This is a genomic window from Streptomyces sp. NPDC046308 (assembly GCF_055588065.1).
Genome location: NZ_JBVJFB010000005.1, coordinates 1 through 23220 on the forward strand (window position 1 = coordinate 1; position 23220 = coordinate 23220).

Annotated in this window: 24 protein-coding genes and 1 pseudogene; 11 read left to right on the forward strand and 14 right to left on the reverse strand. The window is 72.3% G+C overall.

The window, feature by feature from the left end; genetic code table 11:
* The 3 genes from ACZ6JT_RS20545 to ACZ6JT_RS20555 form a co-directional block, all read left to right on the forward strand.
* Positions 1-480, forward strand: a 480-nt coding sequence (locus tag ACZ6JT_RS20545) for an ABC transporter substrate-binding protein (RefSeq protein ID WP_469211600.1), incomplete at its 5' end; no start/stop codon positions are given.
* Between the two features lie 115 nt (positions 481-595).
* On the forward strand, positions 596-1507 hold the full coding sequence (locus tag ACZ6JT_RS20550) for a formylglycine-generating enzyme family protein (protein WP_469212530.1): 912 nt from the start codon (positions 596-598) through the stop codon (positions 1505-1507).
* A gap of 36 nt (positions 1508-1543) precedes the next feature.
* Positions 1544-2095 carry a rhodanese-like domain-containing protein gene (locus ACZ6JT_RS20555; protein WP_469211601.1) on the forward strand — a complete coding sequence of 184 codons (552 nt, stop codon included), beginning with the start codon at positions 1544-1546 and terminating at the stop codon, positions 2093-2095.
* 71 nt (positions 2096-2166) lie between these two features.
* Here ACZ6JT_RS20555 and ACZ6JT_RS20560 read toward each other — a convergent pair whose 3' ends face one another.
* Entirely contained in the window at positions 2167-4737 is a 2571-nt protein-coding gene (locus ACZ6JT_RS20560; RefSeq protein WP_469211603.1) for an NACHT domain-containing protein, read from the reverse strand.
* Between the two features lie 135 nt (positions 4738-4872).
* On the opposite strand from ACZ6JT_RS20560, the gene ACZ6JT_RS20565 reads away from it, so the two are divergent.
* A complete protein-coding gene (locus ACZ6JT_RS20565; RefSeq protein ID WP_469211604.1) occupies positions 4873-5112 on the forward strand; it encodes a hypothetical protein in 240 nt (79 codons plus the stop codon).
* 21 nt (positions 5113-5133) lie between these two features.
* Here ACZ6JT_RS20565 and ACZ6JT_RS20570 read toward each other — a convergent pair whose 3' ends face one another.
* The 3 genes from ACZ6JT_RS20570 to ACZ6JT_RS20580 all read right to left on the reverse strand — a co-directional run bounded on the left by ACZ6JT_RS20570 (position 5134) and on the right by ACZ6JT_RS20580 (position 8190).
* A complete protein-coding gene (locus ACZ6JT_RS20570) occupies positions 5134-5886 on the reverse strand; it encodes an amino acid ABC transporter ATP-binding protein (protein ID WP_469212532.1) in 753 nt (250 codons plus the stop codon).
* 23 nt (positions 5887-5909) lie between these two features.
* Positions 5910-6875, reverse strand: coding sequence for an ABC transporter substrate-binding protein (locus tag ACZ6JT_RS20575; RefSeq protein ID WP_469211606.1), 966 nt, complete (start codon positions 6873-6875; stop codon positions 5910-5912).
* A 145-nt stretch (positions 6876-7020) separates the two neighbouring features.
* Complete coding sequence (locus ACZ6JT_RS20580; protein ID WP_469211607.1) at positions 7021-8190, reverse strand: LLM class flavin-dependent oxidoreductase; 1170 nt, start codon at positions 8188-8190, stop codon at positions 7021-7023.
* Positions 8191-8906: 716 nt separating this feature from the next.
* Here ACZ6JT_RS20580 and ACZ6JT_RS20585 point away from each other — a divergent pair.
* Positions 8907-9956, forward strand: a complete 1050-nt coding sequence (locus ACZ6JT_RS20585) for an amino acid ABC transporter permease (protein WP_469211608.1) — start codon at positions 8907-8909, stop codon at positions 9954-9956.
* Here ACZ6JT_RS20585 and ACZ6JT_RS20590 read toward each other — a convergent pair.
* Together ACZ6JT_RS20590 and ACZ6JT_RS20595 are read right to left on the reverse strand one after the other, a co-directional pair.
* Positions 9931-11103, reverse strand: a complete 1173-nt coding sequence (locus ACZ6JT_RS20590; RefSeq protein WP_469211609.1) for a UDP-N-acetylglucosamine--N-acetylmuramyl-(pentapeptide) pyrophosphoryl-undecaprenol N-acetylglucosamine transferase — start codon at positions 11101-11103, stop codon at positions 9931-9933. The two genes, ACZ6JT_RS20585 and ACZ6JT_RS20590, sit on opposite strands and share 26 nt — an antisense overlap.
* A gap of 73 nt (positions 11104-11176) precedes the next feature.
* A complete protein-coding gene (locus ACZ6JT_RS20595; protein WP_469211611.1) occupies positions 11177-11902 on the reverse strand; it encodes a peptidylprolyl isomerase in 726 nt (241 codons plus the stop codon).
* A gap of 206 nt (positions 11903-12108) precedes the next feature.
* Here ACZ6JT_RS20595 and ACZ6JT_RS20600 point away from each other — a divergent pair.
* A pseudogene (locus ACZ6JT_RS20600) lies at positions 12109-12222 on the forward strand (IS5/IS1182 family transposase); the annotation flags it as partial.
* 70 nt (positions 12223-12292) lie between these two features.
* Here the strand turns inward: ACZ6JT_RS20600 and ACZ6JT_RS20605 are convergent.
* Positions 12293-13234 carry an alpha/beta hydrolase family protein gene (locus tag ACZ6JT_RS20605; protein WP_469211613.1) on the reverse strand — a complete coding sequence of 314 codons (942 nt, stop codon included), beginning with the start codon at positions 13232-13234 and terminating at the stop codon, positions 12293-12295.
* A 199-nt stretch (positions 13235-13433) separates the two neighbouring features.
* Between ACZ6JT_RS20605 and ACZ6JT_RS20610 the strand changes: the two genes are divergently transcribed.
* Entirely contained in the window at positions 13434-14024 is a 591-nt protein-coding gene (locus tag ACZ6JT_RS20610) for a TetR/AcrR family transcriptional regulator (RefSeq protein WP_469211615.1), read from the forward strand.
* Positions 14025-14055: 31 nt separating this feature from the next.
* Here ACZ6JT_RS20610 and ACZ6JT_RS20615 read toward each other — a convergent pair whose 3' ends face one another.
* On the reverse strand, positions 14056-14463 hold the full coding sequence (locus ACZ6JT_RS20615) for a RidA family protein (RefSeq protein ID WP_469211617.1): 408 nt from the start codon (positions 14461-14463) through the stop codon (positions 14056-14058).
* A gap of 142 nt (positions 14464-14605) precedes the next feature.
* Here ACZ6JT_RS20615 and ACZ6JT_RS20620 point away from each other — a divergent pair, with 142 nt between their 5' ends.
* The gene (locus tag ACZ6JT_RS20620) at positions 14606-14986 is read left to right on the forward strand and encodes a winged helix-turn-helix transcriptional regulator (RefSeq protein WP_376619960.1); all 381 of its coding nucleotides are present in this window, start codon (positions 14606-14608) and stop codon (positions 14984-14986) included.
* A gap of 11 nt (positions 14987-14997) precedes the next feature.
* Here the strand turns inward: ACZ6JT_RS20620 and ACZ6JT_RS20625 are convergent, their stop codons facing one another.
* Both ACZ6JT_RS20625 and ACZ6JT_RS20630 read right to left on the reverse strand, forming a co-directional pair.
* Positions 14998-15579 (reverse strand): TetR/AcrR family transcriptional regulator, encoded by a 582-nt coding sequence (locus tag ACZ6JT_RS20625; protein ID WP_469211619.1) that lies wholly within the window; start codon positions 15577-15579, stop codon positions 14998-15000.
* A 62-nt stretch (positions 15580-15641) separates the two neighbouring features.
* Positions 15642-16583, reverse strand: a complete 942-nt coding sequence (locus ACZ6JT_RS20630) for an SDR family NAD(P)-dependent oxidoreductase (protein WP_469211621.1) — start codon at positions 16581-16583, stop codon at positions 15642-15644.
* Between the two features lie 211 nt (positions 16584-16794).
* Between ACZ6JT_RS20630 and ACZ6JT_RS20635 the strand changes: the two genes are divergently transcribed.
* Complete coding sequence (locus ACZ6JT_RS20635) at positions 16795-17838, forward strand: LacI family DNA-binding transcriptional regulator (protein ID WP_469211623.1); 1044 nt, start codon at positions 16795-16797, stop codon at positions 17836-17838.
* 113 nt (positions 17839-17951) lie between these two features.
* Here the strand turns inward: ACZ6JT_RS20635 and ACZ6JT_RS20640 are convergent, their stop codons facing one another.
* Complete coding sequence (locus ACZ6JT_RS20640) at positions 17952-18605, reverse strand: DUF4360 domain-containing protein (RefSeq protein WP_469211625.1); 654 nt, start codon at positions 18603-18605, stop codon at positions 17952-17954.
* 216 nt (positions 18606-18821) lie between these two features.
* Between ACZ6JT_RS20640 and ACZ6JT_RS20645 the strand changes: the two genes are divergently transcribed.
* A complete protein-coding gene (locus tag ACZ6JT_RS20645; protein WP_469211626.1) occupies positions 18822-20636 on the forward strand; it encodes a galactose oxidase-like domain-containing protein in 1815 nt (604 codons plus the stop codon).
* Positions 20637-20663: 27 nt separating this feature from the next.
* Here the strand turns inward: ACZ6JT_RS20645 and ACZ6JT_RS20650 are convergent, their stop codons facing one another.
* On the reverse strand, positions 20664-21155 hold the full coding sequence (locus ACZ6JT_RS20650; protein WP_469212534.1) for a MarR family winged helix-turn-helix transcriptional regulator: 492 nt from the start codon (positions 21153-21155) through the stop codon (positions 20664-20666).
* Positions 21156-21224: 69 nt separating this feature from the next.
* Between ACZ6JT_RS20650 and ACZ6JT_RS20655 the strand changes: the two genes are divergently transcribed.
* Positions 21225-22130, forward strand: a complete 906-nt coding sequence (locus ACZ6JT_RS20655) for an EamA family transporter (protein WP_469211628.1) — start codon at positions 21225-21227, stop codon at positions 22128-22130.
* Here the strand turns inward: ACZ6JT_RS20655 and ACZ6JT_RS20660 are convergent.
* Entirely contained in the window at positions 22120-22758 is a 639-nt protein-coding gene (locus ACZ6JT_RS20660; RefSeq protein WP_469211629.1) for a HutD/Ves family protein, read from the reverse strand. The genes ACZ6JT_RS20655 and ACZ6JT_RS20660 overlap by 11 nt on opposite strands.
* Positions 22755-23126, reverse strand: coding sequence for a DUF4180 domain-containing protein (locus tag ACZ6JT_RS20665; protein WP_469211631.1), 372 nt, complete (start codon positions 23124-23126; stop codon positions 22755-22757). Before ACZ6JT_RS20665 ends, ACZ6JT_RS20660 begins: the two co-directional genes overlap by 4 nt.
* Positions 23127-23220 lie beyond the last annotated feature (94 nt).

Consider the following 23220-nt stretch of genomic DNA (forward strand, 5'->3'; position numbering starts at 1 on the left):
GACGGCGCCTGGGTCCCCGAGCCCACCGCCTCCAAGCTCGTCTCCGACGGCGGCAGCGTCCTCCTCGACGAGACCGCCCTGTGGCCCGACAAGAAGTTCGTCATCACCAACATCATCGTGTCCCAGAAGTTCCTCAAGGAGCACCCGGACGTGGTCGAGGCCGTCCTGCGCGGCACCGTGAAGACCAACGACTGGATCCACGCCAACCAGGACAAGGCGAAGGCCTCCGCCAACGCCAAGCTGGAGGCCGAGAGCGGCAAGGCCCTCGACGCGAAGGTCATCGACCCGGCGTGGCCCAGCATCGCGGTCACCGACGACCCGCTGGCCTCGACGCTGAAGACCCAGTCGGAGTGGGCGGTCAAGGCCAAGCTCATCGAGCAGCCCGACCTCGCCGGCATCTACGACCTGACGCTCCTGAACAAGGTCCTCAAGGCCGCCGGCAAGCCCGAGGTCTCCGACGCCGGCCTCGGCGCCAAGTAACCCGCGGCCCGGAAGACCCGGGAGGGTGACGAACACGGCTCCCGCAGAGCCCGTCACCCTCCTGGGTACCCCGGGCGGAACGCCGCTCCCCACCACCCGTACCGACGGAGCCGTCATGAGTTCCTGCTGCACTCCCGGCTCCGGTGACGTCACCCCCGTCACGCTCTCCCCCGCTCCGCGACCGCCGGCGGCCGCCGCGGAGCGGGCCGACGGGCTGCTGATCGACCTGCCGGGCGGGCGCTTCCTGATGGGAACCGACGACCCGGACGCCTTCCCGGCCGACGGCGAAGGGCCGGTGCGCGAGGTCGGCGTCGACCCGTTCCGCATCGCGCCGACGACGGTGACCAACGCCCGGTTCGCCGCTTTCGTCGAGGCCACCGGCCATGTCACCGAGGCCGAACGGTTCGGTGTCTCCTTCGTCTTCGGCGGCCTCCTGTCCGACCAGGTCGCCGCCGTGTCCCCCGCCGTGGCGGCCGTGCCCTGGTGGCGGGCCGTCCCCGGTGCGAGCTGGCGCCACCCCGAGGGTTCCGGCTCGTCCGTCACCGCTCGCCTGAACCACCCCGTCATCCACGTCTCCTGGAACGACGCCCAGGCGTACTGCGCCTGGTCGGGGACCCGGCTGCCCACCGAGGCCGAATGGGAGTACGCGGCCCGCGGCGGCCTCCGGCAGCGGCGCTACCCCTGGGGCGACGACCTCACCCCCCGCGGCCGGCACATGTGCAACATCTGGCAGGGCGACTTCCCCACCCGCAACACCGCTGAGGACGGCTACGAGGGCACGGCCCCGGCCGAGTCCTTCCCCCCCAACGGCTTCGGCCTCTACAACGCCGTCGGCAACGTGTGGGAATGGTGCGCCGACTGGTTCGCGCCCGGCACCAGCCGCGTGATGCGCGGCGGCTCGTACCTCTGCCACGACTCGTACTGCAACCGCTACCGCGTCGCAGCCCGCAGCTCCAACACTCCCGACAGCTCCACCGGCAACATCGGATTCCGCGTGGCCGCGGACAGCGCGCGGCCGCCGAGCTGACACCACCGTCCCCTCTGCCAAGGACCACGATCCGCCATGAGTGTTTCCGCAGCCCTGAGTGTGACCGAGGCGTTCCCCCGCCACCACGAGCTGACCGTCGTCGATGTCCGCACCCCGGGCGAGTTCGCGTCCGGCCACCTGCCCGACGCCCTCAACATCCCCCTCGACCGGATCGGGCGGGCGCTGCCGGCTCTCCGCGAGGCCGCCGCGCACAAGCCCCTGCTGGTGGTGTGTGCCTCCGGCGCCCGGGCGGAGAACGCCGTCGCCACCCTGGCCTCCCACGGCATCGACGCGTCGAGCCTCACCGGCGGCACCACCGCGTGGGCGGCCGAGGGCCACCGCCTCGAGTACCCGGAGGGCCGCGCGCGGAAGGTCTGGGCCATGGAGCGCCAGGTCCGCTTCACTGCGGGCTCCGTCGTCCTGGTCGGCCTGGCCCTCGGCTTCCTCGTCCACCCGGCCTTCCGGTTGCTGTCCGCGGGAATCGCGGCCGGCCTGGTCTTCTCCGCCCTCACCAACACCTGCGGGATGGCAGTCGCACTCGGCCGACTCCCCTTCAACCGCCAGGGGAAGGCCTCCCTGGACACCTGAGGCTCGTCCGTGGAGAGGGCTCAGGCAGCGTCCGGGCCGACGGCTCGCTGTCGGTCGTGGGCGTTCGGGCGTCAGGCCGCGGCGCGGCGTGCTCTCAGGCGGTGCCACCGGCGCAGGGTGGTGTCGTTCGACAGCGCCGCGTACACCTCGCGGGCCCGCCCGTCGTCCACGCGGGCCAGGAGCTCGACGGCCCTGAGCCGGGAGGAGCCGCGCCAGGTACGGTCCTGCGCGAAGGCGACCAGCATCTCGTGGCCGACGGCGTCGAGGGGGGCCGCGGGCGGGGGTTCGCCGTTCGGCCGAGCCGGTTTCTCGGCGAGGTGGTCGTGGAGGTCGGCGAGCCAGAGGGCTGCCTCGGCCCGCTGGCGGTGGGGTACGTCCTCGTCGTGGGCGAGCCGGGTGAGGAGGTCCACTCCGCGGTCGTCGCCCAGTTCCGCGAGGAATCCGGCGGCCTTGAGGCGTTTGCCCGCCTTGAGGTCGCTGTCCCGGGCCTGAGCGGCCAGTATCTCGGCGCCGTTCTTGTCGCCGAGCTTGGCCAGCCGGGCCGCGACGGGCGGTCCGCACACGCCGGAGAGGTAGGGCGAGCGGGCCAGTTCGGTCAGAACGTCCAGGCCCCGCCTGTCCCTCAGGTACAGCAGCGTACTGGCAGCCTCCACCCGGTCGTCGACCTCGAAGGTGGACAGGATCCGGGCGAACATCCGCTCGATCTCGGGAGCCGAGTCGTCAGCGATGCTCAGGCTTCGCGCCGTCTTGGCCCACCAGAGCTCGAAACGGCCGATGCGGCACAGCCTCAGCAGGGTGTCGGTGACGGCGCGGGTGACGGAAGACGGCAGCTCCGTACCCAAGCTGTACTGCTGGGCCAGGAATCTGCATCCGTCCAGTCCGCCCCGGTTCGCAAGGTGCTCCAGCTCCTTGGTCAGCGCGGTGGCGTCGTGCTCACCGTCGTCGAGGAGGAAGCCGGAGTAGGACTCCTCCTCCCGGCCGGGCGGGTTCCAGTACCGGCGCCCCGGCACGCGCCCACTGGCGTCCAGTTGGGGCAACACCCAGTGCCGGGACCAGCCCTTCACGAGCAGACGGGCCAGTTCGGTCGCGCGTGCCTCGGGGCTCGCGTGGCGGGCGGCGCAGTACTCGAGCAGCGTCTGGTGGAGGAAGACGATCCTGCCCGCCCTGACGGTCAACAGCCCGCTGCGCAGCAGGCTCGCCTCCAGGAACGTCCGCCACTCGCCCGAGGGCACCGTGGCGGGCCGCTGGGCAGCGGGCTGCGACTCCAGGAGGTCGACTGCCGACACCGTCTCGTCCCGGCGGCGTTCGGCGGCCAGCAGGCCGATGAGCTCGGGAAGCTTCTCCAGGGTGTGCTCGGCTCGGCCGAGGACGGCGGGCCCGTGCCGCTCCAGGCCGGCGTAGCGCTGACGGGTGTCCGGTGACGCGGCGGCGCACTGGCGCTCGTGCAGTCTCTCGGTGAACTGCTGAAAGATCATGCCGCGGCTGGTGGGCAACTCCCTGTCGGGTGAGTCGACGTGGAGTTGGCAGAGCATCGCGGCCATCAGGGGCGTGCGGGCGAGGTCGGCGATCCGCCGGAACGCCGGATCCCGCGTGAAGCGCTCGGCCGCCCGCGCCGGCTCGGGCAGCCCGAGGGCGCCGAACCAGCGGCAGGCCACCTGCTTCACGTCCTCGGGGCTGAAGGGCAGCAGGCGGTACCAGGCCACGTCCGGGCCGAGAGCGCGGAACTCACGGGTGGGCAGCGGGCGGGCGGCGATGACGAAGCGGAACAAGTGGGCGTTGTGACTCTTCGTCAGGGCGGCCAGGGCGCCCACGACGTCATGGCGTGCCGCCGTGCTGGTGACCTCGTCCAAGCCGTCGACCAGTACGAGCCAGCGCGCGCCGGCCCGCGGCGGGTGGGCGAAGAACTCCGCGGGGAAATCGTCCAGGAGGCCGTGCGGCCTGAGGTGCTCGTTCACGGCCGTGGCGAGAGCCTTGCTGAACGTGTGCTTGACCAGGGACTCCGCAGGTACCAGGACGGGCATCTCAGCCGCTTGGGCATCAGCCCAGCGGTTGAGCCCTTCCTCCAGCCAGACGCGCAGCAGGCTCGACTTTCCGCCCCCCGGCCCGGCGGTGATCACGCACACCCGCTTCTCGGCCAGGGCCCCGGCGGCCGGCAGCGGTCTGAGGCCGGCACCGAGCAGCGACGCCGCCGAGTTCCCGTCCTCGGGACTGTTCGGATCCACCGGGACGGCCTGCTGACCCCAGTGGACGTCGGTCAGGGACGGCGCGGCGCCGGGCAGGAAGAAGGGGTGAGGGTGGTGTCGGGCGACCTCCCGGGCGGCGGCGACGTAGTCGTTGAGCAGGCGGTTCTGCGACTCCGCCCGGGCCCGGACGGGGCGGGTGCGGGGTTCGGCCCGGTCTCGCAGGCCCTCCAGCTCCGCGCGTTCCTCTCCCTCGATGCCCAGAGCGGTGAGGAGCGCGTCGAGCGTGACGAAGTTCGGCGTGGTCTTGCCCTGCTCGGCCTGGCTGATCGTTCCCACGGCGATCTCCGCCCGGGACGCCAGTTCCCTGAGCGCCCACTTGCGGGCCTGCCGGGCGTCCCTGAGCAGGGTGCCGAGACGCGCCAGTGCCTGCTGCGGAGCCAGTACTTCCCCGTCGGCCATCGTTCCCCCACGGATCTCCCGTTCATCCTTGTTCACGCCCGCGGATGAACACCGATGGCAAAGGCTCCCATGGACTGACAGGCACGGCCGGACCATTCCCGGATCCGATCGGCCATGAACCCGAGGAGAACCGCGATGACCATCATCGATCACGACCACGTGCTGGCCGCCGCTGTCGCAGCGCCCGTGGTCCTCGCGCTGCTGGGCCGCCTCGTCCGCGGCCGGCAGCACGCGCAGGCCGAGTTCCTGCGCGGCCTGCGCGATCTTCTGACGCTGCGTATGGTCCTGCGTGACACCGCGCCCGAAGAGCGCGCGGAACTGCTCGGGGCCCACCTGTCCTGGCGACTGGGCCGCGGCGGCCGGGGCAGGTCCTGACGCGGGTCGGAGGGCCTTGGATCAGAGGACCTTGGACAGGAAGGCGCGGGTACGGGCGTGCCGCGGGTCGTCCAGTACGGCCGCGGGCGGTCCCTGTTCGACGACGACTCCGGCGTCCATGAACACGACGGTGTCGGCGACCTCACGGGCGAAGCCGATCTCGTGCGTCACGACGATCATGGTGGTTCCGGCGCGGGCCAGGTCCTTGATGACGTCCAGGACCTCGCCGACCAGTTCCGGGTCGAGCGCCGAGGTCGGCTCGTCGAACAGCAGCACCTTCGGTTCGAGGGCCAGCGCGCGGGCGATGGCCACGCGCTGCTGCTGCCCGCCGGACAGCTGGAGCGGATAGGCGTCGGCCTTGTCCGAGAGCCCCACACGGTCCAGCAGCCGGCGGGCCGTCGCCTCCGCCTCCTGCGGGGGGCGGCGCAGCGCGGAGAGCGGGGCCTCGACGAGGTTGTCCAGCACGGTGAGGTGCGGGAAGAGGTTGAAGTTCTGGAAGACGAAACCGATGCGGGTGCGCTGCCTCAGGACCTCCCTCTCCTTCAGCTCGTACAGCTTGCCGCGTGCGCTGCGGTAGCCGATGAGGTCGCCGTCCACGCTGATCCAGCCGCGGTTGACCTTCTCCAGGTGGTTGATGGTGCGCAGGAGCGTGGACTTCCCCGAGCCGGAGGGGCCGAGGATCACGGTGACCTCACCTGCGCGGACCTCCAGGTCGACGCCGCGCAGCACCTCCAGCGGCCCGAAGCTCTTGTGGACGCCTCGCACGTCGACCATGACGTCGCTCACGGGCTCTCCTCTCACGTGTGCTCGGCCGGATTGATCTGCGAGGTGTCGATCGCGGAGGCGGTGGTGCCCCACTTCTGCAGGATCCGCGCGTAAGTGCCGTTGCGGATCAGCTCGTTGACCGCCGCCTGGAGGGCGGGAGTGAGCGGGGAGCCCTTCTTGAAGGCGAACCCGACGTCGAGGCGGTGGTACTCGCCGAGGAACGCGGTCTGGGCGGCGGGCTGGGCGGCCTGGTGGCGCAGTCCGTTGATCGTCGACATGACCACGTCGATCCGGCCCTGCTGGAGCGCGGTGGTCACCGCCCCGGTCTCGGAGAAGACCTTGACCTCGTACGGCTTCTTGCCGGCCGCGGCGCAGACGCCCTTCTGCGCGGTGAGGGTCTTCTCGAAGGTCGTGCCCGCGCCGGTGCCGATGGTCAGTCCGCACAGCTGGGTGAGGTCGGAGACCTGCGTGGTCAGGGTGGTGTTGCCCGTCTTGACCGCGAACCCCTGCCCGTCGTTGATGTAGGTGACGAAGTCGATGGTCTTCAGGCGTTCGGTGGTGACGCCGAAGTTGCCCGTTCCGAAGTCGTACTTGCCGCTGCCGAGAGCGGGCAGGATCGTCTCGAAGGAGGCGTCCTGGCGCTCCAGCTTCACGCCGAGGACCTTGGCCACCGCGTCGGCGATGTCGATGTCCTGGCCGGCGGGCGGCTTGTCCTGCCCGTTCGGGTAGAACGCCGCGGGAGGGGCCCCGACGGAGCTGCCGACCCGGAGGGTGCCCGCCTTGCGGACGTCTGCGGGCAGCAGGGCGGCGACGGCGTCCACGGTCCGTACGCCGGCGACGGGGTCGTCGGCCGGTGCGGAGGCCCCCTGGGCATCCGCCACGGCCGGGGCCCCGCCGGCGTCACCGGCGCCGCAGGCGGTCAGCGCCAGGAGGGGCAGCAGGGCGAGGGCTGCGGCGGTGCGCAGGCGGGTGCGGGTCCCGTTCCCGGGGAGGTTCACAGCGGGAGGGCCTTTCCGTTGCGGGGGCGTGGATCCGAGGCGGGCACGGTCGTCGAGCGGGGCACGGTCGTCGAGCGGGGCACGGTCGTCGGGCGGGGCGTCGGGGGGAGCACGGTCGTTGGGTGGGGCGCGCGGGCTGCCGAGGTCATCCGCGCGCCGCCGTGAGGGACTGGTGGGAGTCGCCCGCCGCGTCCGCGGCTTCGTCCGCGGCCGCGCGCTCGGCGTCGCGCTTCGCGACCTCCTCACGGACGAGCGGGATCACGTGCCGGCCGAAGTCGACGGCGTCGCCCAGCAGGTCGTAGCCGCGGGCCGAGAGCACGTCGACGCCGAGGTCGTAGTAGTCCAGCAGTGCCCGCGCGACCGTCTCCGGTGTGCCGACCAGCGCGTTGGAGTTGCCCGCGCCGCCGGTGGCGGCGGCGGTCGGGGTCCACAGCGCCCGGTCGTAGCGCTCCCCCGCCTCGGCTATGGCGATCAGCCGCTGCGATCCGGTGTTCTGGGGCGCCGCGGCCTCCAGGACTCCGTTGCGGTGGTGCCGAACGAGGCCGGCGCGCCGCCGCTGCCTGATGGCGCCCACCGTGCGGTGGGCCTTCTCCCAAGCCAGTTCCTCGGTGGGGGCGATGATCGGGCGGAACGCCACCTGGATGCGCGGTACGTCGGTGCGACCTGCCGCCTTCGCGGCGGCCTTCACGGCCTCGATCTGCTCCGCGGTCTTCGCTAGCGGCTCGCCCCACAGGCAGTAGATGTCGGCCTCGGCGCCGCCTGCGGCGTACGCGGCGGGCGAGGAGCCGCCGAACGAGACGCCCGGACGGGGCTGCTGGACGGGGAAGACGTCGCTGACGAAGTCGTGGAAGCGGTAGTGCTCGCCCTCGTGGTCGAAGGGCTCGCGGGTGGTCCAGATCTTCTTGACGATCCGGATGTACTCGCGGGTGCGGGCGTAGCGCTCGTCCTTGGTGAGGGTGTCCCCCTCACGGCCCTGCTCGTGGTCGTTGCCACCGGTGATGAAGTGGACGGTCAGGCGGCCGTCGCTGATCTGGTCCAGCGTGGCGAAGGTCTTGGCCGCGTAGGTGGGGTACGAGACGTTGGGCCGGTGGGCGAGCAGGAGCTGGAGGCGGTCCAGCCGGCTCGCGATGTACGCGGCGGCCGGCGCGGGGTCCGGGGATCCGGAGCCGTAGGCGAAGAGCACGCGGTCCCAGCCGTGGTCCTCGTGTGCACGGGCGAGCCGGAGCGTGTAGTCCTTGTCGAAGGCGGCACCGGATCGCGCGGTGGTTTCGGAGCCGTCGTTGGTCGCGGCGATGCCGAGGAATTCCACGGGCATGGGATGGCCTTTCGGAGGGCGCTGGTGGAGACCGCGCACGCGGGCATGACGGAACAGCCCCTGTTGCGGCGGCATATGAGGGGACGTCAGAACGGCACGACGTCAGGGCGTGAGGTACGCGGATGCGGGTGGTGCGGGTGCGGGCGTGACGACGCGGGGCGTGGGGAGGATCGGGGCGGCGGCAGCGCACGGCCGGGCTCGGGGCAGCGTGCGCGCGCGACGGCTCGCTGCTGCCCCCGCCCGGTGGTGGCGCAAGGGGGTATCTCGGCCCGCGACGGGGTCACCGAGGGAGGGAAGGGCCGATCAGACAGCCCGCTGCCGCATCAGGCGCAACATGCCGCGGACCACACCCGACCGAAGTCGATGTAGTCGCGCGAGACCAGGCGCTGATGGGCATTCATGCGACTACTTGAGCAGTACATGCGGCTCTTCGTCAAGCAACGGCCCGGATGGCGGACGGCCTCGGCCCGCCCGGCCCTGCGTGGTTGACACGGCCGGGTCATGGGCACATACGATCGACGACGGAGCGGCTCCGCCCGTACGGAAGCCCCTCCGCCCGCGTTGAGGGGCGCGGCGAGCGTGACGACACGAGTACCCGTTTCCCCGGCGGCACCGCACGCGCGCGGAGCCTGTGCGGAGTCCGTGCCGGGCTTCCGCGCGCCGCGCCGCCGGGTGGTCCTCCCCGCCCGCGCCCCCTCCCCCTGGAGAGCCTCCCCATGGCCACCCCGCCCGATGTCACCGATGTCGTCCATGGATCCGACACCACCAACGCACCCGCCCGGGCTGCCGACCCGCCGGCGAAGCACGCGCGGGCACACGGCGCCGCCGGGGCCGAGCTGCCGCCGATCGTGCCGCGCCGGCGCCTCGGCCTCCGGCTGTCCGCTGCCGCCGCCCTGCTGGTCTTCGCGATGGTGCTGGTCTCCGTCGTCCGCAACGACGCCTTCCAATGGGACGTGGTGGGACGGTACTTCACCACCACCGCCGTACTCGACGGGCTGCTGCTCACCCTGTGGCTGACCGGTGCGGTGATGGTGCTCGGCTTCCTGCTCGGCACCGTACTCGCCGTGATGCGCCTCTCCGCCAACCCGGTCCTCCGGACGCTGAGTTGGGGCTACGTGTGGATCTTCCGGTCCACGCCACTGCTGGTGCAGCTGCTGTTCTGGTTCAACATCGGTGCCCTCTACCCCACGCTCGGCCTCGGCATCCCGTACGGCCCCCAGCTCTTCACCGTCAAGACGGTGAACCTGCTCGGCCCGACCCTCACCGCCGTCATCGGCCTGACCCTGCACGAGTCCGCGTACGCCGCCGAGGTGGTGCGCGGCGGCATCCTCTCGGTGGACCCCGGCCAGACCGAGGCCGCACAGGCGCTCGGCCTCAGCAGGCGGCGCACCCTGCGCCGGATCGTCGTTCCCCAGGCGATGCGGTCGATCGTGCCGACCGCCGGGAACATGCTGATCGGCACGCTCAAGGGCACCAGCATCGTCAGCGTGCTGGCCGTCCACGACCTGCTGTACTCGGTCCAGCTGGTCTACAACCAGAACTACCGGGTGATCCCGCTGCTGATGGTCGCCACCCTCTGGTACATCGCGGTCACGACCGTGCTGAGCGGGGGCCAGTACTACGTCGAGCGGTACTACGCGCGCGGCAGTTCCCGCAGCCTGCCGCCCACCCCACCGCAGCGACTGCGCGTCCGGCTGACCACCCTGCGCGCCCGGCTCCACACACTGACCGCCCCCGGCATCAGCCGGCCGCCGCGGACAGGATGACGTCCACGAGCCGGTCCGCGGCGTCCGGCCTCCCGTACGCCCTGGCCCGCTCCGCCATCGCCGCCCGCCGTCCGGGATCGGTCAGCAGCGGGCCGAGCGCGTCGCCGAGGGCCTGCGCGGTGACGTCGCCGAGCAGGGCGACGGCCGCTCCCGCGTCGGCCAGGTGGCGGGCGTTGTGCGCCTGCTCGTTCCCGGCCGACGTGGCGAGCGGCACGAACACGGCCGGCTTCCCGAGCGCGGTCAGCTCCGCCATCGTGCCGGCCCCGCTGCGCGACAGCACCACATCGGCCAGCGCGAGCACGTCGGGCAGCTCCGGCCCGACGAAACCGGTCAGGTGGTAGCGCCCGGCGAGTACGGGGTCCAGGCGGGCGGCGGCGTCGCGGAGTTCGGCCACGTTCGCCGGGCCGCACTGGTGGATCACGTTCGCGTGGCTCAGCAGCCAGGGCAGGACATCCCGGACGACGCCGTTGATCTGCTGCGCGCCCTGCGCGCCGCCGGTGACGTACACCGTCGGCAGCCGCCGGTCGAACCCGTACAGGGCCAGCGCCTGCACCGCCTTGTCCGGGTGTCCGGTCAGCACCTCGGGCCGCACCGGGTTCCCCGTGACGACCGCCCGGTCCCGTACCTCGGCGGGCAGCAGGTCCAGCGACGAGTCGGAGGACACGGCGATCCGCGTCGCCGAACCCGCCAGTTTCCGGTTGGCCAGGCCCAGCCGGACCGTCTGCTCGTGCAGGACCAGCGGACGCTTGCACAGCCGTGCGGCGAGCCCGGCCGGCACCGCCACGTACCCGCCCGTCGCGAGCACGACGTCCGGCCGGAACTCGGACACGATCGACCGCGCCTGCGCCACACCGAGCGGCACCCGCGCCATGTCCTTCACGTTCGCGGCGGACAGCATCTTGAGGGGATTCGACGAGCGGCGGATCTTGCCCGTCGCCACCGTCCTGAACGCGATGCCCTCCGCCGGAGCGACGCGCGCCTCGAGGCCGTCCGCGGTACCGATCCACAGGACGTCCAGCGTGCCGCCCGCCGCCGCGAGGCGGCCCTGGAGGGTACGGACCGCCGTCAGGGCCGGATAGGTGTGACCGCCGGTCCCCCCGCCTGTCACGAGCAGCCGGAAGGAACGCGGGAGCGAAGGAGTATCCACCCGGGCAACCCTACTGTCTGAAGACCGGAGCCCCGCCGGCCGGGCGCGCGGATCCGGCGCGGGCCCGCGGGAGTCAATGCCGGCAGGACGGCCGGACGCGGAGCAGCTCGGTCCGCAGCACGGGTGTGCCGTCGACCGGTGCCGGGTTCTCTGCGGTCGCCACGATGCCTCCGGCGGCGGTTTTGTCGAGTGTTGCCAGGCCGTCGGGGCCGACGGTGCCGAACACCGTGTAGTTCGGCCGCAGGGCGGAGTCGCCGTAGACGACGAAGAACTGTGAACCGTTCGTGTCCGGTCCGGCGTTGGCCATCGCCAGCAGGCCGCGCCCGTAAAGGCGGCGCGTACCGGTCGGATCGGTCGGTGCGGGTGGCAAGTCCACCGGCAGTTCGTCCTTGTACTTGTATCCGGGCCCTCCCTCACCGGTACCGGTCGGGTCGCCGCACTGCAGGACCTTCAGCGTCGGATACGCCGTCAGACGGTGGCACACCGTCCGGTCGTAGAACCCGTGCTGCGCCAGGTGCAGGAAACTCTGGACCGTGCACGGTGCTTTGGCCCGGTCCAGACGCAGCGGGAGCGGGCCCTGGCTGGTCGGAACGGCCATGTCCACTGTGCCACGGCTGGGGGTGCGCCGTGGGTCAGGCGGCAGTGGAACAGGACGCGCGGGCGGCTCGTCCGGGGTCTGCGCGTACTGGCACGGGCCGTGCGTGGTGCGCGGTGGAGCGCCGTCGGATGCGCTGGCGGCACTTCCTCCGGACACGACTAACGTCACGGCCGCAAAGGTGCTGATCAGTGCTCGGTTCATGTTGTGCGCCCTCCTGATGATCGCCAGGTTGCGGAGCGGTCGCAGTCTAGGGCGTGGTGGGGTCGGCGGGAATGGCCAACGACAGGAGGCCAGCGCGGCGGGCTTCGGCTGCGACGCGGTGAGCTTCGTCCAGTCCTAGCGCTCGTCTCTTTGCCGGGTTGGTCGGTTCATCGGATGTGTCTGTCCGATGAGTGATCACTGATGCGATGGGGGACCGGATCGAGCCGCTGATGCCGGCCGATCCGGTCCGTGGACGACGGTGGGCCGACCACCGTCCCACCGTCGAAGCCATCGCCTGCAAGCACCCCACCAACTCGCCCTCGCCTACCAGGCCCACTCCACCGCGCCGGCAGCCTCGTCTGGACCCGACACGGACCGAAGAGACAGAACCTAGCTGGTTCGCAGTTCTCCGAGCGGGTGGGGGTCTTCCGCCAGGGCGGTGGCCGCCGCCTTCCAGGCGGTGTCCTCGGGGTGGAGGGCGCTGCGCAGGAAGGCCGTGGTGAGTCGCTGGATCAGCGCGACGCGTGCCGGGCTCTCGTCGGTGGTCTCGGCGGCCTCGTACCCGGCGACACCTCCGAGCGAGTGCTCGGCCCCGAACAGCGTGAGCAGGCTCTTGCCCGCCGGGCTGTGGGTGTAGGCGTCGGTGAACCAGTCCGGGCCGCGTGTGGACAGCGCGGAGTCGTCGTGGTCCCCGGCGACGATGAGGGCCGGCGTGGTCATGGTGTCGAAGGACGGCCTCATGAAGGGGAGGTGCTCGAGGGCGAAGGGGGTCAGGTCGTCGCCAAGGCCGGGTACGGCGAGCAGCACGCCCGCCGTGACGCGGGGGTCGGACATGTCCTCGCCGGGGACACCGTCGGCGTCGAGGACGCGTGCGCCCAGCAGTGTGCTCGCCGTCTGGGCGCCCCACGAGTGGCCGGCCACGGCGATGCGGTCGCGGTCGAGGCGCCCGGCGAGGCCGGGCAGGGAGGCTTCCAGGGTGTCCAGTCCGTCCAGTACGCGCCCCAGGTCCTCGACGCGCAGGCGCCAGATCCGTGCCGTACGGGGGTCGTCGGCGGGGAGGCCGAGCGTCCTGGAGTCGAGGTGGGTGGGCTGCAGGACCACGAAGCCGTGGGCGGCCCAGAAGTCCGCCAGTGGGGCGTAGCCGTTCATCGACGAGCCGTGGCCGTGCGAGAGGACGATGACGGGCAGATCGCCGCCCGTCGCGGGGGCGGAGACACGGACCTGGAGGTCCTCGCTGCGGCCGGGAGCGGGCAGGACGATCGGCTTCGCGGATATGACCGTGGTGGGCGCACCTGCGGTCTTCTGCGGGTTCGCGGTCTTGGATTCGGGCATGGGAGTGCCTTTCGCTCGGTGCTTTCGCGGTCGGTCCCGGTATGCGGCAGGGCGCGGGGCGCGAGGGCGCGCACGGCGGCATGGTCAATCGCCGCCGGTTCTGCCATCATGAATGAAACGGAACCGTGTTCCGGTAACGATACGGAACACGGTTCCGCTTTACAAGAGCGGTGTCGGAAGGTTCGGAAGGAGTACCGCGGTGAACGACAGCGGCCAGAGCCCGGGGAGCTCAGCCAACTCCCGGCGCAAGGACGCCCGGCGCAACCAGCAGACCGTGCTGGAGGCGGCGGCCGCCGTGTTCGTCACCGCGGGCGTGGAAGCGCCGGTACGTGACATCGCGGCCCGGGCCGGTGTCGGGATCGGCACGATCTACCGCCACTTCCCCACCCGGGCGGACCTCGTCATCGCCGTCTTCCGCCACCAGGTCGACGCCTGCGCCGAAGCCGGCCCGGCCCTGCTGACGAGCAGCCCGACACCCCATGCCGCGCTGGGGCGGTGGGTCGACCTCTTCGTCGACTTCCTGGTCACCAAGCACGGCCTCGCCGCGGCGATGCAGGGGGACGGCACCGGCTTCGAGTCGCTGCACGCCTACTTCCTCGAACGCCTCGTGCCGGCGTGTGCGCAGCTGCTCGACGCGGCCACCGCCTCCGGCGAGATCCGCACCGACCTCGACGCGTACCAGCTCATGCGCGGCATCGGAAACCTCTGCATCGGCGCCGAGAGCGACCCCCGCTACGACGCCCGCCGACTGGTCGCACTCCTCGTCGCGGGACTCCGCCGGCCGAACTGACCCCGCCGCCCGGCCCGATCCGGGTCGCCGGTCAGTCGATGACGGCGGTGGCTTCGAGCTCGACCAGGTGCTCGGGCACGTCCAGTGCCGCGACGCCCAGCATGGAGGCCGGCGGGACCGGTGCGGCGCCCAGCTTCGCGCCCGCCCGGGCGATCCCCTCCATCAGCAGGGGCATCTTGTCGGGGGTCCAGTCGACGACGTAGAGGGTCAGCTTCGCCACGTCGTCGAAGGAGGCCCCGACCTCGGCGAGGGCGGTGCCGACGTTGAGGTAGCACTGCTCGACCTGGGCGGCGAGGTCACCTGCACCGACCGTGACGCCGTCGGCCCGCCAGGCGACCTGTCCGGCGACGAAGACGAGCTTCGACCCCGTAGCGACCGACACCTGCCGGTACGCGTCGATCTCCGGCAGTCCCTTGGGGTTCACCAGGGTGATGGCCATGCTGTCCGCCTCCATGGGCATGGGCGCGCGTGAGCTCGTTCCGTCGAACCGCCCCGCACACGCTCTCTTGTGGTTACTCAGGAACCGTAGGAGAGTGGTCTCCGACATGGAAGAACGCACTTTTCAGTGACTGGGGAACCCGATGGTGACCAAGCAGCTCACGGGCTCGCCCGACGAGGCGGACCTCAGGCGGGCGGACTCGCTGGGGCGGGAGATCTTCTCGGACGTCGCCAACAAGTGGGCGCTCCTGATCATCGAAGCCCTGGGGGAACGCACCCTGCGCTTCAGCACGTTGCGTGACGAGGTCGAGGGCATCAGCCACAAGATGCTGACCCAGAACCTGCGGATGCTGGAGCGGTACGGGCTGCTCGAGCGGACCGTGTACCCCACCGTGCCGCCGCGGGTCGAGTACACCCTCACCGAGCCGGGCCAGGCCCTGCGGGCGACGATCGACGGACTGTGCGACTGGACCCACCGGTATTTCGGTCACATCGAGGCCTCCCGCCGCCGCTTCGACGCCTGAGTACGAGGAGCTCAGCAGTTCGGGCGCGCGGTCTTCAATCCCTCGAGCAGCGCGGTCAGGTAGCGGTGCGCCGCGTCGGTCCGCTCCGCCGGGCCGCCGCCGTGGACGTGCACGGCGTACGCGATGCCGCACATCAGCGGTACCAGGTCGGCCGGGGCGAGGTCGGCGCGGACCACGCCGGCTTCGCGGGCCCGTTCGAGGAGGGTCTTGCCGGCCGACCAGACGGCCCCCTTGAGCTCGGCGGTCCGTGACAGGGCGTCAGTCGTCGCAGCGGTGACCGGCGCCAGCGAGGCGTCGGTCACCTGGGCCTCCACCGTGCGGAACAGGAAGCCTTCCAGCGCGCGCCAGGGATCGGTGTCCTCCACTGCCTCCCGGCCGTGGGCCGCCAGGGACTCGAGGCACGGGGTGGCCACGGTCTCGAGGAGCGCCTCCGGCGTGGCGAAGTGCCGGTAGACGGTGCCGACGCCGAGTCCGGCGCGGCGGGCGACGTCGTTGAGCTGCAGGGGGACGCCCTGGTCGACCAGGTCGCGGGCGACGGCCACGATCCGGTCCCAGTTGCGGGCCGCGTCCTTGCGCAGTGGCGTCGTCGTCATGGGCCCATCCTATTCGGATGGGCCATCCGGTCCGCCCCGCGCCCGCCCGGCCCGAGGCCTGGTCAGCCCAAGTCCGGGAGGGGGGCCGCGAGCGGCGCGTGGCGTTCGCCGAGCCGGCGCACGGCCGCGGCCAGGCGGGGGTCGGTCGCCGGGCGGAACGGCCGCACCGGGCGCGCCCGGGATCCGATGACGACGCCCGTACGACCCGTCAGGGCCGGGTCGGTGGCCGCGACGATCGACGGTCTGGCCGCAGCGGACGCCGGACCCGAGGTCGAGCGTGCGAACCTGCGGCGCACCAGCGGCCACAGCAGCCGCAGGGCGGGCGAAACGATCTGCGGGTCGGAGAGGGTGCCGTCGGTCATGTCGGTCGCGGCGCCTCCCGGGTCGGCGGCGAAGACCGATACGCCCGTGCCGTCCAGTCGCCCCGCCAGGTCGAGGGTGTACGCGAGGTTGGCGAGCTTGGCACGTCCGTACCAGTGGAAGCCGTAGTAGCCGCCGGGCGGTTCCACCGCTTCGAACACCCGCTTCGCGGCCACGACCGCACCGGACGTCACGTTCACGATCCTGCCGGACCCGCCAGCCGTGAACGTGGGCAGCAGCAGTTCGGTCAGGAGGTAGGGCGAGAGGTGGTTGACCACGAAGGAGGCCTCGACGCCACCCAGGTGACGCCGCTTCGGGTACATCGCGCCGATGTTGTTGACCAGCACGGCCGGCGGCTCGCCCGCCGCGGCGCATTCCGCGGCGATCCGGCCGGCGAGGTCGCGCACTTCGTCGAGGGAGGAGAGGTCGGCGGGGAGGAACCGGCCGGGGCGTTCGGGGTTGACCTCGCCGATCCGGCGGACCGCCTGGGCGCCGCGGTCGGCGTTCCGGCCGACCACGGTGACGGAGAGGCCGGCGGCAGCCAGCCCGAGCGCCGTCTCCAGGCCGATGCCGCCGGTGCCGGCCGTCACCACGGCCACGCCATTGCCCCTGCCGTTCCCGTTCCAGCCGTTCATGTCGTTCATGCCCAGTCCTCCCACACCCGCATCCGGATAGTGAATCCACTTCCGGGTGACGGTAACAGAAATTCGGATGACCTATCCGTTTTTGGGTCGACCATCGACATCCGGAGGCCGTCGCCGCAGTTGCGGCCCGTGCGCGGCGAGGGCGTCCGGGCTGTCGGGCGCAGCGGTTACCCTGCTGTGCACCGTTCGTGATCACCTTGGAGGAACACCCGTGCCCGAACCGCATCCCGGGAACCGTCCCACCCTGGAGGCCGTCGCGGCGCTCGCCGGGGTGTCCCGGGCCACCGCCTCCCGCGTGGTCAACGGCGGAGAGGGGGTCCGCGCGCATCTGGTGGAGAAGGTGCGCGAGGCGATCCGGGACCTGGGGTACGTCCCCAACCCCGCGGCCCGCACCCTGGTCACCCGCCGCACCGGAGCCGTCGCGGTGATCATCGCCGAGCCGGAGGTCCGGATATTCTCGGACCCCTTCTTCTCCCACCAGGTCCGCGGCATCAGCAAGGAGCTGACCGCCCACGACGCCCAGCTGGTCCTGCTGCTGGTGGAGGACCAAAGCGACTACGACCGCATCGAGCGCTACCTGGCCGGCGGCCACGTCGACGGGGCACTCGCGTTCTCCCTGCACGCCGACGACCCGCTGCCCGCCATCACCCGGCGCATCGGCATGCCCACGGTCTACGGCGGCCGCCCCGGCTGGACCGCCGGGCCCGGGGAGAACGAGGGCGTGGCCTACGTCGACGCGGACAACCGCGGGGGCGCGCGGGACGCCGTACGGTACCTGCTGGCGCAGGGCCGGCGGCGGATCGCGCACATCGCCGGGCCGCTCGACCAGACCTCGGCCGCCGACCGGCTGAGCGGTTACCGCGACGTGCTCCCGGCCGATGCCCCCGACCTGTTCGCCGAGGGGGACTTCACCCCGGCGGGCGGGGCCCGCGCGATGGCCGAACTGCTGGAGCGCGACCCCGGGATCGACGCCGTCTTCGCCGGGAACGACCTGATGGCCACCGGCGCGCTACGGGTGCTGCGGGAGCGGGGCCGGGCGGTTCCGCAGGACGTGGCGCTGGTGGGCTTCGACGACGCCGAGTCCGTGGCGGAGGGCACCGATCCGCCGCTGACCACCGTGCGCCAGGACGTCGAGGGGATGGGGCGCATGATGGCGCACCTGTTGATGCGCACCCTGGACGGGAGTCCCGAGGAGCGGGCCGCGGTCGGTCCGGTGATCACCGGGACGTCGCTGGTCCGGCGCGCGTCGGCCTGACGCCGCCCACCGGCCCGACACGGCCGGCCGGGGACCGCTCCCACGCGTCGAGCCGCCGGGACCCGCGTCACAGCGGGTCCCGGCGGCCGGGCCGAGCGGAGGGGCGTCCGGGATCAGCGGCGCACGGGGCACTGCTTCCAGGAGAAGTGGTAGATGCTGTTGATGCCGCCGTCCGTCGAGTCGAGGGCCATGAAGCTGGTCTGCGCCGGGTCGGAGGTGCCCACTTCGGCGCGCAGTTCGGTGTTGATGTTGAAGTTGCGCTGCTCGCCGCAGGGCGCGAACACCAGGGCCTCGATGCCCGTGGTGTCGGTCGCCTGCCAGTTGTCCTCGTAGCGGCCGTTGAACTTGTGGGTGCGCTGGGCGGTCTGGCTCATGCCCTGGAAGTAGTAACTGGCCTTCTGGGTGCCGATCGCGCCTTCCTGCAGGCTGCCGAAGCCCCGGTAGTCGACCTTCGCCACGGCGTAGGTGTAGCCCTGGGGGACGTGCACCTGGAGGGAGAGGAGACAGTTCTTGCGGCCTTCGGTGGCGGGGACGCCACCGCCGGCCTGGGCCAGGTACTCGCTGTAGGTGACGGTGAAGGCCGAGTTGTCCGGCGCCACCGCGACGGCGGCGCTGCCTGGGCGGCAGCCCGATCCGTTGACGGAGGCGACGTCCACGGTCACCTGGTCGAGGGGCGCCGAGGGGGAGGCCCCGGCCGTGGGGGTCAGCGTGACGAGCGTTGCGGTCACGGCGGCTGCGGTGAATCCGGTACGGAGCGAGTTGATCACACCGTCATGGATAGCCCTCGGCGGCGGCATCGGCGGGCCGACGGGTACGCGGTCTCACCTCGATGGCCGAAACGATTCACCGGAGAAACGATCAACCAGCCCATACCGGTCCGCCGAACGGCCGCAGGCGGCGCGAAGCACCGAGTCGCACCGGCCATCAAGTCCCGCTTGTCCTAATATCGGCGAGATCCTTCAGGCCCTGCGGTGAGGAGACCCATGTCCCGCGTACGACGGTCCGCCGCCCGGGCGGCGTTGGCCCTCGCCACCGTCCTGGCCGTCACGGCGACGGGACACGCACCCGTGTTCGCCGCGCTCCGGCACACCGGCGACGAGGCCGCCGTGCTCGGCGAGGAGCACGCCCGCGCACACGCCCGACTGCGCCAGGCGGCCAAGGGTACGCAGGGCTATCCGCAGTCGAAGCGCACGGCGAGCCTGGCCTCGCTCGAGGAGTCCCAGCGCACGGTCAACTCCGGTTTCGACGCGGCGCGGTCCGGCCGCTTCACGGAGTTCTTCCCCTCGCCCGACTTCGGTGTCCACGTGGCCCAGCTGCCGACGGGCAAGGTGCTGCTCTTCTCCTTCGAGCGGGTGGAGGCCGATCCCACCAAGGAGACCGGCCCGACGAACACGGTGGGGCGGACGAACGCCGGCCGGGCCTACCTCTGGGACCCCGCCAAGGGCACCGGCGCCCGCGCCTTCAAGAACGTGCCGCCGCCGGTGGTGCTGATGCCCGACGGCACCTACGCCCCGCGCCCGGCCCCCTTCTTCTGCGCCGGGCACTCCTACCTCCCCAACGGCATGGTCGGGGTCTTCGGCGGCAACGTCGGCGGCAAGGGCGGCAGCGGCGCCAAGCTCTCCTTCGTGTTCGACCCGTGGACCGAGACCTGGTTCCGCAACCGCGACATGGCCGTCGGCCGCTGGTACCCCTCCGTCGTGACCGGGGCGGACGGCCGGCAGATCATCATGTCCGGCCAGTCCGAACGCGGTACGGGCACCCCCACTCCGGTCGTGGAGCGCTTCCCCGCGCTGGGGCGCCCCGTCCCCTGGCGCCCGTTCGACATCCCGGTGAGCGTCCCCGCGGAGCGGCTCCGCTCCGAGGCACCCTTCCGCAACGACTATCCGCACCTCTTCTCACTGCGGGACGGGATGATCTACGGACTCGGTCGCGACGCCGACCAGCAGTGGCTGTTCGACCCGGTCAAGGACGTGCGCACCGACCTGCCCCGGCGGCCCGCCGACTTCCGGGGTTACGGTTCGGCCGTGCCGCTGCCGGCCGGCTTCCGCGGCCCGGACTCCGTCCTGGTGCTCGGCGGCGACCCGCGCGACCCGCTCACGTACCGGCTGTCCGGCGGCCGGTGGAGCATCGAGGAGCCGAGGGCCTTCGGCCGCACCCAGGACGGCACCCTGATCCTGCCGGACGGCACGCTGCTCACGGTGAACGGCGCCCTGGACACCCGCGACTACGGCAACGGACCGTTCAACCCGAAGGCCGACCTGAAGTACCGGCAGATCGAACTGCGCGACGCGCGCGGCCACTGGAAGCTGGGCCCGGCCCAGCGGCTGCCCCGCGGCTACCACTCCAACGCCCTGGTCCTGCCGGACGGGCGGATGATGGTGACCGGCGACGAACTCCAGCAGATCGCCAACGACCCCGACATCAAGGACGGGATGGACGGCAGCATCGAGCTGTACGAGCCCGCCTACCTGCACCGGGGCGCGCGCCCGGCGCTCGACCGGGCGCCGGCGGGCGAGCTCGGCCACGACACGGCCTTCCAGGTCACGAGCTCTACGGCCAAGGACGTCAAGCGCGCCGTGCTACTGGCGCCGACCACCGTCACGCACTCGGTGAACACCAGCCAACGCCACCTGGACCTCCGGATCACCGGTGTGCGGGGCTCCACGATCGGGCTCCGTACCCCGTCGAGCGCGGCCGACGCCCCGCCCGGGTACTACATGCTCTTCCTCCTCGACGCGAAGGGCGTGCCCAGCACGGCGAAGTGGGTGAAGCTGGGCGTCCGCCCGCGCTCGCACTGAGCACTCACCGCCCCGGCGGCGGCGCGATCAGGCGCCCGGCAACGGCGGTTCGACCTTCGCCAGCCAGGTGGTCAGGAGCTGCTCCAGCTGCGCGGCCTCCTGCGGCGTGAGGCCGTCCAGGAGGCTCCGCTCGTTGCGCATGTGCTCGGCGAAGGCCTGGTCGATCAAGTCCCGTCCGGCCGGTGTGAGCGCGACGACCCGGCCCCGGCCGTCGGCGGCCGAGCGGCGGCGGGTGACCAGCCCGTCGCGTTCGAGCCGGTCGATCCGCTTGCTCATGGCACCCGTCGTCACCATGGTGTGCGCGGCGAGCTCTCCGGGTGCCCGCTCGAACGGCTCCCCCGCCCGGCGCAGGGTGGCCAGGACGTCGAACTCGCCTTCGCCGAGACCGTACTTGCGGTAGACGAGGGCGAGGCGGTCGGTCAGGAGCAGGCCGAGCCGGTGCAGCCGCCCGATCACGCCCTGGGGACTGACGTCGACGTCGGGCCGTTCACGGGCCCACTCGTCCTGGATGCGGGCCACGTGGTCCTTGGGCTGGGGTTTCACGGGAACAGCATAGCGTTAGCTTCCTGGGAAGGTATTGTATCTTCCATGGAAGACAATCTGCGGTGGTCACTGGTCACGGCGGCGGCCCCGGTGGCGTGGGGCACGACCTATTTCGTCACCCGCGCGTTCCTGCCCGACGGCCACCCGCTCTACGGGGGCGTCATCCGGGCCCTGCCGGCCGGGCTGCTGCTGCTCGCGGCGGGCCGGCGGCTGCCGAGCGGCAGCTGGTGGTGGCGGGCGCCGCTGCTCGGCGTCCTCAACATGGGCGGCTTCTTCGCGCTGGTGTACGTGGCCGCGCAGCGGCTGCCGACCAGCGTGGCCTCGACCGTCATGGCGACGGCGCCGCTGGTCATGATGCTGTTCGCCTGGGCGCTGCTGGCCGAGCGGCCCGGCCCGCGACACCTGGCCGGTGCGGGCGTCGGGGTCGGCGGCGTCTGCCTGATGCTGCTGACCCCGGGCGCACCCCTCGACCTCCTCGGCGTACTCGCCTCGGCCGCCGCCATGGGGATGGCCTCGCTCGGCTACGTCCTGGCCAAGCGGTGGGGCGCCGGGGTGGACGTGCTCTCGTCGACGGCCTGGCAGCTGCTGGGCGGCGGGCTGCTCCTGCTCCCCCTCGCGGTCGCCGTGGAGGGGGCCCCGCCGCACCTGGACGGCCCCGCGCTGGCCGGCTTCGGCTACGTGACCGTGGTGGCGACCGCGATGGCCTTCGCCGCCTGGTTCGCCGGGCTGCGGCATCTGCCCGCCGCGGCCGTCGGGCTGCTCGGCCTGCTCAATCCGGTGACGGGCGTCCTGCTGGGCACGGCCGTCTCCGGCGAGTCCCTCCGCCCGCTGCAACTCTGCGGCCTGGCGCTCGCGCTGACCGGAGTGCTGCTGGGACGCCCGGCGGCGCCGCGCCCGCGGCCGGGGGCTCCGGGGCGGGCGCGGGCCGACGCCCCGGGGACTACCCGTTGACGGGGTCCACCGCCGGAGCGGGACCGAAGCGGACCACCGCCGCGCGCCCGGCCGTACGCAGGACCAGGTCGGGCCCGCCCGTCAGCAGGGCGGCGTCGTACGGAGCCAGCTCCCCGACGCGGCCGGCCCCGGGGCCCGAGCCGGAGCCTTCGTCACCGGACCGGTAGAGGACGGCCGGACCGTCCAGAGCCACCACGAGCAGGGTCTCCCCCGGCGGCACGGCGAGCGCGAGCGCGCCCCGTACGACGGCGGTCTGCGCCCGGGTCTCGCTCCGCCGGTACATCACGTTGAAGTTGACCACCGGGCCGTCGAGGAGCCGGCAGTCCGTCGGCTCGTCCCCGGCGAAGTCGCGGGGCGCGAACGGCTCGTCCACGAGGTGGCGGACGCCGGCCACCGCGAGGTCCATGCCCGCGCCCTCGGCCAGCGTGAGGGTGCGGTCGACCCCGGGGAAGGACGAGAAGGGTCCGTCGGCCGCGACCTCCGCGAGGCTCACCCGCCAGGCGAAGCCCCCGGTGCCGGCACCCTCGGGTCGCGCGGCGATCTCGCGGGTGACTCCCCCGCCGTTCTTCCACGGGGTCGCGCCGCGGTCCGCCGCCCGCAGGAGGCGGAGCCCGTCGCCGCCGCTCACGCGGTCGGCCCGGTCAGCCGCGCGGCCAGTTCCCCGGCGTCGGCGAGGAACCACGCCTGGCGCCCGCGGTTGCATTCGCGGACGAAGTCGCGCAACGCCGAACTCGACGCCGTGTGGCGGGAGATGTCGCCGAGGACGACGATGCCGACCCGGTACTGGGCGAACTTCTGGATGATCTCCCCGGCGACCCGGGTGCTCAACCGGAAGAACCCGTCGTCGAACCGCTCGGCGGGGATGACGACCCACTGCGCGCCCTGGTAGGAGGCGTCGCCGATGCAGTCGAGGGCATCGCGTTCGCCCGCGATGACCTCGCCCTCGGCCGCGCACATCAGGACGGGTACGTCATTGATCGTCTGCAGGGTGCTCATGGAGGTCGAGGCTAGTTCGGGACGCTGACGACGTCGACGCGATTCGGGCTCGATCCGGACAACGCGATCCGGGCGACGCGATTCGGTCGACGCG